At 71.4% G+C, this 14,178-nt stretch carries 14 protein-coding genes; 3 read left to right on the top strand and 11 right to left on the bottom strand.

The features are described from left to right. Together ASC76_RS26020 and ASC76_RS26015 are read right to left on the bottom strand one after the other, a co-directional pair. Entirely contained in the window at positions 1 to 792 is a 792-nt protein-coding gene (locus ASC76_RS26020) for a LytTR family DNA-binding domain-containing protein (protein WP_056462225.1), read from the bottom strand. Beyond that, complete coding sequence (locus tag ASC76_RS26015; RefSeq protein ID WP_235580323.1) at positions 789 to 1,856, bottom strand: sensor histidine kinase; 1,068 nt, start codon at positions 1,854 to 1,856, stop codon at positions 789 to 791. The genes ASC76_RS26020 and ASC76_RS26015 overlap by 4 nt, the downstream gene beginning before the upstream one ends. Before the next feature lie 90 nt (positions 1,857 to 1,946). Here ASC76_RS26015 and argH point away from each other — a divergent pair, with 90 nt between their 5' ends. Then, positions 1,947 to 3,344 carry an argininosuccinate lyase gene (gene argH, locus ASC76_RS03175; RefSeq protein ID WP_056462223.1) on the top strand — a complete coding sequence of 466 codons (1,398 nt, stop codon included), beginning with the start codon at positions 1,947 to 1,949 and terminating at the stop codon, positions 3,342 to 3,344. 43 nt (positions 3,345 to 3,387) lie between these two features. Then, on the top strand, positions 3,388 to 4,209 hold the full coding sequence (locus ASC76_RS03170) for a class I SAM-dependent methyltransferase (protein WP_056462219.1): 822 nt from the start codon (positions 3,388 to 3,390) through the stop codon (positions 4,207 to 4,209). Between the two features lie 13 nt (positions 4,210 to 4,222). Here the strand turns inward: ASC76_RS03170 and ASC76_RS03165 are convergent, their stop codons facing one another. Then, complete coding sequence (locus ASC76_RS03165) at positions 4,223 to 4,750, bottom strand: cytochrome b (protein WP_056462217.1); 528 nt, start codon at positions 4,748 to 4,750, stop codon at positions 4,223 to 4,225. A 60-nt stretch (positions 4,751 to 4,810) separates the two neighbouring features. Then, the gene (locus ASC76_RS03160) at positions 4,811 to 5,512 is read right to left on the bottom strand and encodes a VIT family protein (protein ID WP_056462211.1); all 702 of its coding nucleotides are present in this window, start codon (positions 5,510 to 5,512) and stop codon (positions 4,811 to 4,813) included. 113 nt (positions 5,513 to 5,625) lie between these two features. On the opposite strand from ASC76_RS03160, the gene ASC76_RS03155 reads away from it, so the two are divergent. Then, on the top strand, positions 5,626 to 6,513 hold the full coding sequence (locus tag ASC76_RS03155; protein ID WP_235580322.1) for an alpha/beta hydrolase: 888 nt from the start codon (positions 5,626 to 5,628) through the stop codon (positions 6,511 to 6,513). A gap of 15 nt (positions 6,514 to 6,528) precedes the next feature. On the opposite strand, the gene ASC76_RS25030 is transcribed toward ASC76_RS03155, so the two are convergent. Genes ASC76_RS25030 through flhA form a run of 7 tightly spaced genes read right to left on the bottom strand, consistent with a single transcriptional unit; the run spans position 6,529 to position 13,996 of the window. After that, the gene (locus ASC76_RS25030) at positions 6,529 to 6,681 is read right to left on the bottom strand and encodes a putative quinol monooxygenase (RefSeq protein ID WP_157615238.1); all 153 of its coding nucleotides are present in this window, start codon (positions 6,679 to 6,681) and stop codon (positions 6,529 to 6,531) included. Positions 6,682 to 6,712: 31 nt separating this feature from the next. Next, positions 6,713 to 7,471, bottom strand: a complete 759-nt coding sequence (locus tag ASC76_RS03150; protein ID WP_056462208.1) for a class I SAM-dependent methyltransferase — start codon at positions 7,469 to 7,471, stop codon at positions 6,713 to 6,715. A gap of 21 nt (positions 7,472 to 7,492) precedes the next feature. Further along, positions 7,493 to 8,839, bottom strand: coding sequence for a methyl-accepting chemotaxis protein (locus ASC76_RS03145; protein WP_235580321.1), 1,347 nt, complete (start codon positions 8,837 to 8,839; stop codon positions 7,493 to 7,495). Positions 8,840 to 8,849: 10 nt separating this feature from the next. After that, entirely contained in the window at positions 8,850 to 9,563 is a 714-nt protein-coding gene (locus tag ASC76_RS03140) for an RNA polymerase sigma factor FliA (protein ID WP_056463126.1), read from the bottom strand. A gap of 17 nt (positions 9,564 to 9,580) precedes the next feature. Beyond that, entirely contained in the window at positions 9,581 to 10,372 is a 792-nt protein-coding gene (locus ASC76_RS03135) for a hypothetical protein (RefSeq protein ID WP_056462205.1), read from the bottom strand. A 34-nt stretch (positions 10,373 to 10,406) separates the two neighbouring features. Further along, positions 10,407 to 11,915 (bottom strand): flagellar biosynthesis protein FlhF, encoded by a 1,509-nt coding sequence (gene flhF, locus ASC76_RS03130; RefSeq protein WP_056462203.1) that lies wholly within the window; start codon positions 11,913 to 11,915, stop codon positions 10,407 to 10,409. Further along, positions 11,912 to 13,996, bottom strand: a complete 2,085-nt coding sequence (gene flhA / locus ASC76_RS03125; protein WP_056462201.1) for a flagellar biosynthesis protein FlhA — start codon at positions 13,994 to 13,996, stop codon at positions 11,912 to 11,914. Before flhA ends, flhF begins: the two co-directional genes overlap by 4 nt. Between the last annotated feature and the right edge of the window lie 182 nt (positions 13,997 to 14,178).

Raw genomic sequence — 14,178 nt, 5'->3', positions numbered from 1 at the left:
TCAACGCCCCAGGGCCACCAGCGCGTCGCGCACCGCCGCGACCTGACGGCGCGACACCGCAAGCCATTCGTCGACCGGCGCCATGCGCACGGCCCAGCCCTCGCCGCTGTCGTCGTCACGTTCGCCGGCCAGCGTGCGGCGCTCCAGCGCCCGGACCGCGTTGCGCGCGACCAGCGCATTGCGGTGCACGCGCAGGAAGCCGTCGCCCAGGCGCTGTTCGAGGTCGCTCAGCGCCTCGTCGAGCACGTAGGTGTGGTCGGCGGTGCGCAGCGTCACGTACTTCAGCTCGGCCTTGAAATACAACACCTCGGCCAGCGGCACGCGCAGCACGCGGCCGCGGTCGGTGACCATGATGGCCGGCGCCTCGTCGGCAGCCGCAACCGGCAACGGGCTCGCCTGCCGCAGCGCGCGCCGCTGCGCGACCCGCTGCAGCGCCGCGTGCAGGCGTTCGCGGCGCACCGGCTTGGTCAGGTAGTCGACGGCCTCCAGATCGAAGGCCTGCAGCGCGTGCTGCGCATGCGCGGTGACGAACACCACCGCCGGCGCATTGGCGAGCCGCTTGAGCTCGGCGGCGAGTTGCGTGCCGTCGCGCCCGGGCATCTGCACGTCGAGCAGCACCGCGTCGCACGCGTGCCCGGCCAGCCAGGCCAGCGCCTGCAGCGCATTCGCGGCCTCGCCGACGACGCTGGCCTTCGGCTCGACGCAGTCGTGCACCAGGCCGCGCAGGCGCAGGCGCGCCAGTTCCTCGTCGTCGACCAGCAGCACGCGAAGGACGGAAGCGGCCGCGCTCACAAGGGCACCACGATCTGGACGCGGAACACGTCGGCATCGCGCCGCGTCTCGAACTGGGCCGCGACGTCGTGCATCAGGCGCAGCCGGTCGCGCACGTTGCGCAGCGCGATGCCGTGGCCGGGTTCGGAGCCGTTCGGCGGCACGCTGTTGACGATCGAGATCAGCGCGCGCCCGAGCTTGACCCGCGTGCGCACCCGGATCACGCCGCCGCCGTCGGCCGGCTCGACGCCGTGCCGCACCGCGTTCTCGACCAGCGGCTGCAGCAGCAGCGGCGGCACGCGGGCGTGGCCGGCGTCGGGATCGAGTTCCCAGGTCACGATCAGCCGGTCGCCGAAGCGCACCTGCTCGATCGCCAGGTAGCGCTGCGCGAGCTCGACCTCCTCGGCCAGCGACACCGACTCGGCGTTCTCGGTGATCGCGACGCGGAACAGCTCGGCCAGGTCCTCGAGCACCGCCTCGGCGCGGGCCGGGTCGTGGCGCACCAGCGCCAGCGCGGTGTTGAGCGTGTTGAACAGGAAATGCGGCCGGATGCGCGACTGCAGTTCCGCGAGCCGCGCCGTCGTGTCGGCCGGCAGCAGCGCCTCGGCACGCAGCTGCAGCCACTGGAACACGACCGCAGCGAGCGCGGCACCGGCCAGCGCCGGCGCCAGCCAGGCCGGCACGCCCGCCGGGTCGCCGGCCGCGAGCCAGACGAACACCGAGCCCGCCGCGCCGCTGAGTGCGCCCAGGCCGATCGCCACCGCCCACTGCCCGGCCACCGGCAATGCGCCGAAGGGCCGACGCGCGGCGCAGGCCACGAGCAGCCAGACCAGCACCGCCGGCAGCGCCGCGCTCGAGCCGGTCGCGAACGCGACCAGCCAGCTGGCCCAGGTCGGCGCGACGAACAGCGCGCCGATCGCGAGCACGCCGTGCACGAACAGCAAGGCCCGCAGCACGACGCCGACGTGGCACACATCGAAGACCGAATCGGATGTCGGCGCGGCCGGGGCCGGGGGCGGCGCGAGCGCGTCGAACAAGGTGGTGCCGAAGCCGGAGGTGCGCAGTTCGCCGGGCCGCGAAGCCACGGGCGCGGGGGTGTCGGGCGGGAACGAGCGACGAATCAAGGAGGGGCCTCGATAGAATCCGGCTGACCCGCATTGTCCAGCGCCGCACGCATGTCCTCCAACCAACTCGACAAAAAATCCCAGGCCTGGTCGGCGCTGTTCTCCGAACCGATGAGCGACCTCGTCAAGCGCTACACCGCCAGCGTCGGCTTCGACCAGCGGCTGTGGAAGGCGGACATCACCGGCTCGCTCGCGCACGCCGAGATGCTCGCGGCGCAGCAGATCATCGGCGCCGACGACCTGGCGGCGATCCAGCGCGGCATGGCGCAGATCACGCAGGAGATCGAGGCCGGCCGCTTCGAATGGAAGCTCGACCTGGAAGACGTCCACCTGAACATCGAGGCGCGCCTGACCAGCCTGGTCGGCGACGCCGGCAAGCGCCTGCACACCGGCCGCTCGCGCAACGACCAGGTCGCGACCGACGTGCGGCTGTGGCTGCGCGACGAGATCACCGCGATCGGCGGGCTGCTGAACGAGCTGCAGCGCGCGCTCGTCGAGGTGGCCGAGAAGAACGCCGAGGTGATCCTGCCCGGCTTCACGCACCTGCAGGTGGCTCAGCCGGTGAGCTTCGGGCACCACCTGCTGGCGTACGTGGAGATGTTCTCGCGCGATGCCGAGCGCATGGGCGATGTCTTCAGGCGCACGAACCGGCTGCCGCTCGGCGCCGCGGCGCTGGCCGGGACGAGCTACCCGCTCGATCGCGAGCGGGTCGCGAAGACGCTCGGCATGGACGGGGTTTGCCAGAACAGCCTGGACGCCGTGAGCGACCGCGACTTCGCGATCGAGTTCACCTCGGCCGCCGCGCTGTGCATGATCCACTTCTCGCGCCTCAGCGAGGAACTGGTGCTGTGGATGAGCCAGAACTTCGGCTTCATCGACCTGGCCGATCGCTTCTGTACCGGCTCGTCGATCATGCCGCAGAAGAAGAACCCCGACGTGCCCGAACTCGCGCGCGGCAAGACCGGCCGCGTGGTCGGCCACCTGATGGGGCTGATCACGCTGATGAAGGGCCAGCCGCTGGCCTACAACAAGGACAACCAGGAAGACAAGGAGCCGCTGTTCGACACGGTCGACACGCTCAAGGACACGCTGCGCATCTTCATCGAGCTGGTCGCGGGCATCACCGTGAAGCCGGAGGCGATGGAGCGCGCCGCGCTGCGCGGCTACGCGACCGCCACCGACCTGGCCGACTACCTGGTCAAGAAGGGCCTGCCGTTCCGCGACGCGCACGAGGTCGTCGCGCATGCGGTCAAGTTTGCGATCCAGCGCGGCATGGACCTGTCCGACCTGCCGCTGGACACGCTCCGGTCGTTCAACCCGACGATCGCCGACGACGTCTACGAGGTGCTGAGCCTGCGCGGCTCGCTGAACGCCCGCAACCTGCTCGGCGGCACCGCGCCGGCGCAGGTGCGCGCGCAGGTGGCGCGACACCGGGCGCGGCTGGCATAGTTCGACTTCCGGCGCCCGCGCGGCGCACACGAAGGAGCCCGGCATGGACGGATCCGCGACCGACACGGTCTTCGCAGGCTCGATCCCGGAGCTGTACGACACCCTGATGGTGCCGCTGATCTTCGAGCCGTACGCCGTGGACATGGCGGCGCGGGTCGCGGCACTGAATCCGGCGCGCGTGCTCGAGACCGCGGCCGGCACCGGCGTGGTCACGCGGGCGCTGGCGCGGGCGCTGCCCGCATCGACCGACATCGTCGCGACCGACCTGAACCCGCCGATGCTGGCGCGGGCCGAGGCGATCGGCACCGCGCGCGCGGTGCACTGGCAGCCGGCCGATGCGCAGCAGCTGCCGTTCGACGCCGCCGGCTTCGATGCCGTGGTCTGCCAGTTCGGCGTGATGTTCTTCCCCGACCGGCCCGGCGCGTTTGCCGAGGTGCGGCGGGTGCTCCGCCCGGGCGGCAGCTTCCTGTTCAACGTCTGGGACCGGATCGAGACCAACGAGATCGCCGACGCGGTCACGCAGGCGCTCGCCGAGCTCTACCCCGCCGACCCGCCGCGCTTCATGGCGCGCACGCCGCACGGCCACCACGAGCACGCCCCGCTCGCGGCCGACCTGGCGAAGGCCGGCTTCGTCGCGCCCGCGCGGTTCGAGATCGTGTCCGCGCGCAGCCGAGCGCCGTCCGCGCTCGCGGCCGCGATCGCCTACTGCCAGGGCACGCCGCTGCGCAATGAAATCGCCACCCGGTCACCCGAGGGGCTGGCCGCGGCGACCGAGTTCTGCGCCGCCGCGCTGACCCGGCGTTTCGGGACCGGGCCGATCGACGCGCAAATCCGCGCCCACGTGGCTGTCGTGCGCCAGGACTGAGGCCGCCGCGCAGTCAGCGCCGCGGCCACATGCGCCGCAGCAGGTCGTCCTTCAGCACGAACTGATGCAGCAGCGCCGCCGCGGCGTGGAACAGCGCCAGGCCCAGCAGCACGTTCGCCGCGAGGCCGTGCCAGTCCTCCACCATCTCCCGCAGGTTGCGGTTGCCCGGATCGAACGCGGGGATCGTGAACAGCGCGAAGACGCTGTCGCCCCGGACCCAGGCGTTGGCCACGCCCAGCGCCACCGTGACGACGAGCAGCAGATAGAGCAGGCGGTGCGCCAGTCCTGCCGCCGTGTCGAGCGCGCCGGCGCCCGCCGGCGGGGGGTGGGCGGCGCCGGGCGACAGGCGCCAGACGATCCGCAGCGCAATCACCAGCGCGAGCAGCGCGCCGAACACGATGTGCAGGCTGCGGGCGGCGACGCGGGCATCGCCCTTCGGGAACCAGTCGATGGTCTGGCCCGCCAGCCACAGCGCGAAGACGAGGCCGGCGGTCAGCCAATGGAAGAAGATGGAACGGCGGTCGTACGAAAGGGACGGCATGGCAAGCGGCGCTCGGAGGCGGGTGAAGGGAAGGAAGTAAAGACGGAAGGACGACGCCGGTCAGACGACGGCGCCGAACAGTGCCCCGACGCCGGCCGTGATGCCGATCGCGAGCGCGCCCCAGAAGGTCACGCGCCAGGCACCGACGAGCACCCCGGCGCCGCCTGCCCGCGCGGCGGTGGCGCCGAGCAGCGCGAGGAAGAGCAGCGACATCACGCTGAGCCACGGCAGCAACGCACTGCCGCGCACCACCACTGCCACCGCGAGCGGCAGCGCGGCGCCGGCCGCGAAGCTGGCGGCCGACGCGAGCGCGGCCTGCACCGGACGCGCCTGCAGCGTCGCCGAGATGCCGAGCTCGTCGCGCGAGTGGGCACCGATGGCGTCGTGGGCCATCAGGCTTTCCGCGACCCGGTCGGCGAGGTCGGGATCGAGCCCGCGGCCGACGTAGATCGCCTTCAGCTCGCGATGCTCGCCGGCCGGGTCGTCGGTCAGTTCGCGGCGCTCGCGCGCCAGGTCGGCCGCCTCGGTGTCGGCTTGCGAGTGGACCGAGACGTACTCGCCCGCCGCCATCGACATCGCCCCGGCCACCAGGCCCGCGATCCCGGTCGTCAGGATCGTTGCATGGCTCGCGTTCGCCGCCGCGACGCCGGCGAGCAGGCTGGCGGTCGAGACGATCCCGTCGTTGGCGCCGAGCACCGCGGCGCGCAACCAGCCGATCCGGTCGGTGCGATGGCGTTCGATGTGGCGGCTGAAGTGGTGCATGCGAGGCGGTGATCGGCGCGTAGGCGCGGCCGCACAGGATAAGCGCGCCGCGGGCTGCATCCACCCCGCAGCCCGCCGCGTAGGCTCCGGGATCGCCACTGCGCCCCGTTCCCTTGACCTGCATCAAAACCTTCTGTGTCCTCGTGCTCGTGCCGGTGCTCCTCGCCGGCGGGCTGGCCGCCTGTGCGCCGGTGCGGGTGCTCAACGCGGTCGCGAGCGCGAGTCCCGGCTACGCGGTGGCGGCCGACCAGCCCTACGGCGCGCTCCCGCGCCAGCGGCTCGACATCTACACGCCAACGGTCGACCGGCCCGCCGATGGCTGGCCGGTCGTCGTGTTCTTCTACGGCGGGTCGTGGAACAGCGGCGAGCGGGCCGACTACCGGTTCGTCGGCGCGGCGCTCGCCGCCCGCGGCGTGCTGACGCTCGTCGCCGACTACCGGCTCTACCCCGAGGTGCGGTATCCCGAGTTCCTGAACGACAGCGCGCTCGCGCTCGATTGGGGCCTGCGCAGCGCGGCGCGTCTCGGTGGCGACCCGCGGCGCGTGTTCGTGATGGGCCACAGCGCCGGCGGCTACAACGCGGCGATGCTGGCGCTCGACCCGCGCTGGCTCGCCGCCACCGGCCAACGCCCGCAGGCGCTGGCTGGCTGGATCGGCCTGGCCGGCCCGTACGACTTCTTCCCGACCGACAACCCGGACGCGCAACCCGTGTTCTTCCATCCGAACTATCCGCCCAACGCGCAACCGATCGAGTTCGGCACCATGAAGGGCCTGCCGACGTTCCTGGGCGCGCCGGTGAACGATCGCCTCGTCAGCCCGACCCGCAGCACGCGCGCCCTTGCAGCGCGGCTCGAGGCGGCCGGCACCGCGGTGACGTTGCGCCTCTACGAACGCGCCACCCACGCCACGCTGATCGGCGCCTTCGCGCCGCCGCTGCGCTGGATCGCACCGGTGCTCGACGACGTGCTCGGGTTCATCGCGACGACGCCGCCGCGCCCCTGACCGACGCCGGACGCTTCAGCGCACGGGCACCTCGGTCGCGTCGACCGCGACGCCATGCTCCAGGCAGCCCGGTTCGGTGAGCGAGCGCGCGACGTGTTCGCGGCTGAGCGCCAGCAGCTCGGCGACAGTGTCCGGGCGGGCGTGCAGCGTTCCGGTGACGATGATCATGACGAGGCTCCAGCGGCACGGCGCCGCGCGCTCACGATAGCGCAGCGGGTCGGGCGCGGAACGGCACCTGGTAGAGCCACAGGCGCCGGCCGTCGGCGCACTCGATGACCTTGGTCGGCGCGAAGCCCGGTGCGTCGAACTCCAGGCTGACCAGCCACGCGCCCGGGCGCAGCTCGCGCGTCGCCTTCTCGGCGGCGCGGTCCATGCTCTCGGGGCGCTGGAACACGTAGACCAGGTCGCAGGCCGACCAGTCGGCGGCCCAGATGTCGGCGCGACGCACGCGCGCGTCGCGGCAGCGCCAGGCGCACAGCACCCGCAGCGGCCAGCTCCATTCCAGCCCGAGCAACTCGGCCTTCGGGTACTCGCGGCGCAGTTCGATCAGGCCATCGCCGAGACCGCAGCCGGCATCGAGCACGCGCGCGCCCGGCTTCAGCGGCGCGAGCCGCGCCAGGCCGTCGAGCGCATCGCTCGGTGTCGGGAACAGCGGCGCATCGCGCCAGGCATTGAGCGGGTAGACCAGCGCGAGCAGCGCCAGCGGCAGCAGCCAGCCCCAGGCCGGCATCGCGCCCGCCACGCCCGAAGCGGCCAGCGACAGCGGAAAGCCGGCGGCGATGAACACGCGGCGCCACGGCGTCGTGCCGAGCACGCTGAGCGCCGCGCCGAGACCGACCCCCGCCGCGATCGCCGCAGCGAGCGGCGCACCGGCGGCGCGCAGCAGCGCGAACACGGCCCAGCCACTGGCCCAGCTCAGCAGCGCCGGCAGCGGCCAGACGATGCGCAGGCCGCTCATCTCGCGCCGCTCATCTGAAGATCAGAACTTGAAGGCGAGGCGAAGGCCGCCCCAGTGGCGACCGGCGACGCGGATCGGCGCGGCCGCTTCCTTCATCACGATGAACTGGCCGCCGCCCATGTCGCGGCGGTAGGTCTGCAGCAGGAACGGCCGCTCGTTGCGCGCCGAGGCGAGTCCGGTGCGGTCGTTGAAGATGCGCCGGTAGCGGCTGTTCGCGCTGTCCCACGCCAGGTCGCCGCGCTGCGGCTGGTTGTACTTGAGGTTGTGGGTCGCGACGTAGCCGTTGCGGTCGACCGCGATGCAGAACACGACCTTCGGGTCGAGCGCCAGCACGCCTTCCTGCACGTCGGGGAAGAGCCGGTCGGCCAGCGCGACGAAGCCGGTCGTGTGCTGTGGCGGGTTGGTGCCCGGGATCATCTGGTAGGCCTCGTCGAACAGCGCCGCCGCGCGGATCTGCCCATTGGCCAGCGCCTCCTCGAGACGCGCGGCAATGCGCGCGGCCGCGTCGATGGCGGCGCGGATGAACGGCGTGTCCTCGGTCTCGATGCCGCATTCGGCGACCAGCTCGATCAGGTGCTCCGAGACATCGAGAAAAGTCTCGCTGCGCTTCATCGCGGCGCCGAGCGAGCGGCCGGTCTGGCCCATTTCGGCGGCGATCGACGCCATCTGCTGGTCGAGCCCGCCGCAGATCGCGCGGCTGCGTTCTGCCGCCTCGATGATGCTGGCGACCGCGCCCTGCACGTCGGCCAGCGCGGTGTGGAACTCGCCGCGCTCGGCGCGCTTCGGATCGACGCGGATCTCGCGCGACAGCGCGGCGATGCGCTTGTCGAGCTCGCCGACCGTGCGCATGATCTCCTTCGACGAGAACTCGACCTTGCCGGCCAGGTCCTTCACCGCATCGGCGACGACCCCGAAGCCGCGGCCCGCATCGCCGGCACGCTTGGCCTCGACCGACGCGTTGAACGCGACCAGCCGGGTCTGCAAGGCGATCTGCGAGATGCTCTCGGCCGCGCGCGCCACGTCGCGCAGCGTCGTGACGACCGCGCCGACCTCGTTGCCGACGCCTTCGACCGCCACCCGCACCCGGTCCACCGCGGCCAGGCCGGCCGTCGAGACGCTGCCGATGCCGGCCTGCGCGGCATTGATGTCCTTGACCTGCGTGGTCAGCGACGCGACCGCGACGACGCCACGCTCGGATGCCTTGGTGGTGTCGTCGATCAGACCGCGCACCTCGGCCGATTCGCGTCCGATCGTCGAGGCCTGGCGGCTGATCGAGCGGATCGCGGCGTCGAGGTCGGGCTGCGCGACGGCGGCCTGCGGCGGGTCCACCGGGATCGCCGCAGCGCGCGGGCGCCTGATCAGCTGCATCACGCCCATCTCAGTAAGCGCGCAACTTGACGCGCAACCGCGCGATCGACTGGCTGTGAAGCTGGCAGACGCGCGATTCGGTGACCTTCAGCACGGCCGCGATCTCCTTCAGGTTCATGTCGTGCTCGTAGTACATGCTCATCACGTACTGCTCGCGCTCGGGCAACACCTTGATCGCCTCGACCAGCGCCTCGCGCATGCGGTGGTCCTGCAACTGCGCGAGCGGGTTGCTCTCCTCGTCGCCGACGTGGCGGTCGAGGAAGTCGTTGTCGCCCTCGTCGCCGGACATGTCTTCCAGGTACACGAGCTGGGTGCCGCGGACCTTGCCGAGCAACTCCTGGTACTCGACCAGCGTGACGCCCATCTCGCGGGCGATCTCGCTCTCGACCGGCGCGCGGCCGAGCTTCTGCTCGAGCTTGTGCACCGCCGATTCGATCGTGCGCTGCTGCTTGCGGGTGCCGCGCGACAGGTAGTCGTTGCCGCGCAGCTCGTCGAGCATCGCACCGCGGATGCGCTGCGTCGCGAAGGTCTCGAACTGCACGCCCTGGGCCGCGTCGAAACGCGTCATCGCGTCGGCCAGGCCGATCATGCCGACCTGGATCAGGTCGTCGACCTCGACGTTGGCCGGCAGCTTCGCGATCATCTGGTGGGCCAGGCGGCGCACCAGCCCGCTGTACTGCTTCAAGGTCGAATTCAGGTCGAGCTGGCCTTTGGCGGTGTACATCGAGTGCTCCGAAGTGGTCAGTTGTGGGCCCATGCGCGTGCGGCTCCGTGTGGGGTGATGGCCGACGGGGCCAGGTCATGCAGGGACTCGCCCTGCGCCGTGCGCAACTGCTCCCGCACGAGGCGGCGCAGGTCTGCGGTCGGCGCTTCCGTGGCGTCGCAGGCCGGGTCGATCTGGACCCAGTCGCGCAACACCGCGCCGAGAAAGTCGTCGGCGCAGGTCGCGATCTGCATCGCGATGCGCTCCGAGCGAGGCGAATGCGCGGCCGCGCCGAGCAACAGGTCGTGCACGACCAGGCCGGCGCGCTGCGTCAGCAGCTTCATCGCGGCGTAGGCGTGGGTCACGCTGGTCGGCCGGTCGTCGGCGAGCAGCAGCGGTCGCACCCGGTCGATGTCGGCGCTGCGCGAGAACAGGCGGCACAGGTCGGAGGCGCTGGCATGGACCAGCAGCACGTCGGCGTGCGGCGCGGCCTCGCCGACCGCCTTCAGGAAGTTGTTGGTCGAGCCGGTCGAGTCGACGAAGCGCAGCGGCAGCCCGCGCGCCGCCAGGTACGAGACCTGGGCCGACAGCGGCTCGATGCATTCGGCCAGGTCGAGCAGCGCCATCTCGTGGTGAACGGGTGCGCGCTCGGCGGCGTCGATCACCAGCGTGTGCTTGCCGTGCTCGGCGAACGCGGTGCACAGGCGCTCCAGTATCACGCCGCCGAACGCGACGTTCGGGTTCGAGACCACCGGCAGCACGCAGACGCGGGCGTGGGCGAACAGGCGGCGCAGGCCGTCGGCCTGGTCGAGAGGCAGGGATCGGGACATGGGCGGGTCGTCGTCCGGGGTTCGGTGGATGGGCTCAGGCGTTCAGCAGCGGGCGCGCGGCGCCGCGGTGCTGGTTCTGGTTCTGGCCCAGCGGCGCCGTGAAAATCAGGCTCACGTCGCTCGCGTCGAGCTTGTAGGCGCTGCTGCCGCCGGCGCGCAGCGCGCGGTGCACCAGGGCGTTGGCCGACAGGCGGTGCCAGTCTTCCGGCACGCGCTGGCCGTTGGCCACGCCGATCACCTTGAGCTTCATGCGGATCATCGCGTCGAGCGCCGGGCCGAGCTTGACGGCCTCGTCCATCTTCGACAGCACGATGCCGGCGCAGACCGGCGCGTGGTACGAGATCAGCACGTCCTCGATCGTCTCGCCCTGCGACGCGGCGTTGATGACCAGCAGCTTGCGGATCTCGCGGTGGCTGAGCATGTCGAGCAGCTCGCGGGTGCGGGTGTCGCGCTGGGCCATGCCGGCGGTGTCGATCAGGACCATCTTCTTGCCGGCCAGCAACTCGAGCAGGTCCTCGAGCGAGGCGCGGTCGTGCGCGGTGTGCACCGGCACGCCGAGGATGCGGCCGTAGGCGCGCAGCTGCTCGTGGGCACCGATCCGGTAGGCGTCGAGGGTGATCAGGCCGAGGTTGTTGGCGCCGTACTTGGCGGCGAACGCGGCGGCGATCTTGGCGGTGGTGGTGGTCTTGCCGACGCCGGTGGCGCCGACCAGCGCGTAGACGCCGCCCTGGTCTTCCAGCGGCGATTCGGCCTCGGCCGTCAGCAGGTTGCGCTCGAGCACGCCGGCCGCCCAGGTGGCCTCGTCGGTCACGTCCATCGGGAGGCTGTCGCCGATCTTGCGGATCAGCGCCGGCGAGAAGCCGCAGTCGAGCAGCTTCTGGGTCAGGCGGGCCTGCGCCGGCTGGCGGTTGAGCTTCTCCATGAAGGCCAGCGCGCCGAAGCGCTCTTCGATCAGGCCCTTCATCGAGCGCAGCTCGCTCATCATGTCTTCCTGGTCGCGGCGGGCGACCTGCGCCGCCTGCGACGCCGCCGCGTTGACGGCATGGTCGGCGAACACCGGCATCGGGTCGCTCAGCACCGGCGGCTCGCGCAGCAGCGGGGCCGGCGCGGGGGCGCTCATGCGCTGCTCGAGCACGCTGTGGCGCTCGGTGGACGGTGCGGGGCGGGCGGCAGCGCGGGGCTCCTCGCGCACCGGGGCGGCGGCCTCGGGGGCCAGCGCAGCGGAGCGGCGGCGCAGCATGCGGTCGCGCACGTAATCCTGGAACGACAGCGTGCTCATCGAGAGCTGCGCCACGTCGTCGGTGACTTCGGTCGGCGCGGGCTCGGCCTGAACCGCGGCCCGGGCCGCCGGCTTGGCCGGGGCGGCCGGCGTCGCGGCGGCCATGCGCTCGATCTGCTTCATCCCTTCGGGCGCCATCGCCAGCACCTCGACGCCGTCGACGCTCGGCTTGGTCGACAGCACGACCGCGTCCTCGCCCAGCGCCTGCCTCACGAGAACCAGTGCATCACGCGACGTGCGCGCCGTGAAACGTTTGACGTTCATGAGTGGGCTCCAATGATCGAACCGATGCGGATCGAATGCGTTTCAGGGATTTCGCTGTGGCCGAGCACGCGCAGGCGGGGCGCCGCGCGCTTCAGCAGGCGCGCCATCGGGGCGCGGATCATGTCGGGCACCAGCAGGCAGGCCGGGTGACCCAGGTCTTCCTGGCGTTTGGCGGAATCGGCGGCGCTGCGCGCCAGCGTGTCGGCCACGCCCGGGTCGAGCGCGGCGCCGTGCGGCGAGTTCAGGGCCTGGGTGACCAGGCGCTCGAGCTCGGGCTCGAGGGCGATCACGTCCAGCTCCTTCACCGGGCCGTAGATCTGCTGCACGATGCTCGGCGCCAGGTGGATGCGGATGCGGCGGGCGAGTTCGGCCGGGTCGGTGACGGTGGCGGCGGCATCGGCCAGGCTCTCGACGATCGAGCGCATGTCGCGGATGTGCACGCCTTCTTCTAGGAGAAGCTGCAGGACCTTTTGCAGTGCGGCGATGCCAACCATTTTCGGAACCACGTCCTCGATCAACTTGGGGGCCAGCTTCGTCACGTGTTCGACCAGCTGCTGGGTCTCGACGCGGCCCAGCAACTTGGCCGCGTGCAATTGCATCAAGTGTGAAAGATGGGTCGCCACCACGGTCGAGCAATCAACAACCGTAAATCCGGCCATTTGGGCCGACTCGCGCTGGCGCTCCTCGATCCAGACCGCCGGCAGGCCGAAGGCCGGGTCGGTGGTCTTGGTGCCGATCAGCTGCGTGGTCGCGCCGCCCGGGTTGATGGCCAGCAACATGCCGGGGAAGGCCTCGCCCTCGCCCACCACGGCGCCGCGCAGCGTCAGGCGGTAGGCGCTCGGCTTGAGTTCCAGGTTGTCGCGGATGTGGACCGGCGGCGGCAGGAAGCCGACGTCCTGCGCGAACTTCTTGCGCACGCCCTTGATGCGGCCGAGCAGATCGCCCTGGCGGGCCTTGTCGACCAGCGAGATCAGGCGGTAGCCCACTTCGAGGCCGAGCGTGTCGACCGGCATCAGGTCGTCCCAGGTGGCCTCGGGATTGGCCTGCGCGACCTCGGCCGGGCGCTGCGGCACGGCCTCGGCGGCGCGCTTGTCGCGCCGCGCCATCCACCACGAGGCGTAGCCGAAGCCCGACGCCAGCAGCAGGAACACGATGTTCGGCATGCCGGGGATCACGCCCAGCAGCGCGATCACGCCAGCCGTGATGCCCAGCGTCTTCGGCGAATTGAAGACCTGGCGGGCGATCTGGCTGCCCACGTCCTCGCTCTTGCCGACGCGGGAGACGACCATCGCCGCCGCCACCGAGATCAGCAGCGCCGGGATCTGCGCCACCAGCGCGTCGCCGACCGCCAGCAGGATGTAGCTGTTGGCGGCCTGCGAGGCCGACAGGTCGTGCTGCGCGACACCGATCACGAAGCCGCCGATGATGTTGATGAACAGGATCAGAAGGCCGGCCATCGCGTCGCCGCGCACGTACTTGCTGGCACCGTCCATCGAGCCGAAGAATTCCGCCTCCTCGCCGACCTCGGCGCGGCGGCGCTTGGCCTCCTTGTCGTCGATCAGGCCGGCGTTCAGGTCGGCGTCGATCGCCATCTGCTTGCCGGGCATCGCGTCGAGGGTGAAACGCGCGCCGACCTCGGCGATGCGCTCGGCGCCCTTGGTGACGACGATGAAGTTGATCACCACCAGGATCGCGAACACGATCAGGCCGACCGCGAAATTGCCGCCGATCAGGAAGTGGCCGAAGGATTCGATCACCGCGCCGGCCGCGCCCGCGCCGGTGTGGCCCTCGAGCAGCACGACGCGGGTCGAGGCCACGTTCAGCGACAGGCGCAGCAAGGTCGTGAGCAGGATCACCGACGGGAAGGCCGCGAAGTCGAGCGGCCTGACCATGTAGGCCGCGACCATCATCACCATCAGCGCCATCGCGATGTTGAAGGTGAACAGCAGGTCCAGCGCAAACGGCGGCAGCGGCAGCACCATCATCGACAGGATCATCACGACGACCAGCGGCGCGGCCATCGAGCGCACGGCCTTGGCGTTCGGGCCGAGCCAGGCTTGCAGCTGCTGCAATGGGTTCATTCAGGGGTCTCCGGACGGGGTGCAGACGCACCGCAACGTGATGCGCCATTGTTCCGGGCCGGGCCGCAAACTTGAGCCGGATAAGCGGGGTGAAGCGCCGCCAGTTCGCGGCCGCAGCCGCCCGAGAACCGGGGGGGGAGAACCCCCGGGCGCGACTCTTGCTGAGGCGCCTGCGCGGGTTT

Source organism: Rhizobacter sp. Root404, assembly GCF_001425865.1.
Lineage (GTDB): Bacteria > Pseudomonadota > Gammaproteobacteria > Burkholderiales > Burkholderiaceae_C > LMDS01.
This window is presented reverse-complemented; position numbering and strand designations above follow the sequence as displayed.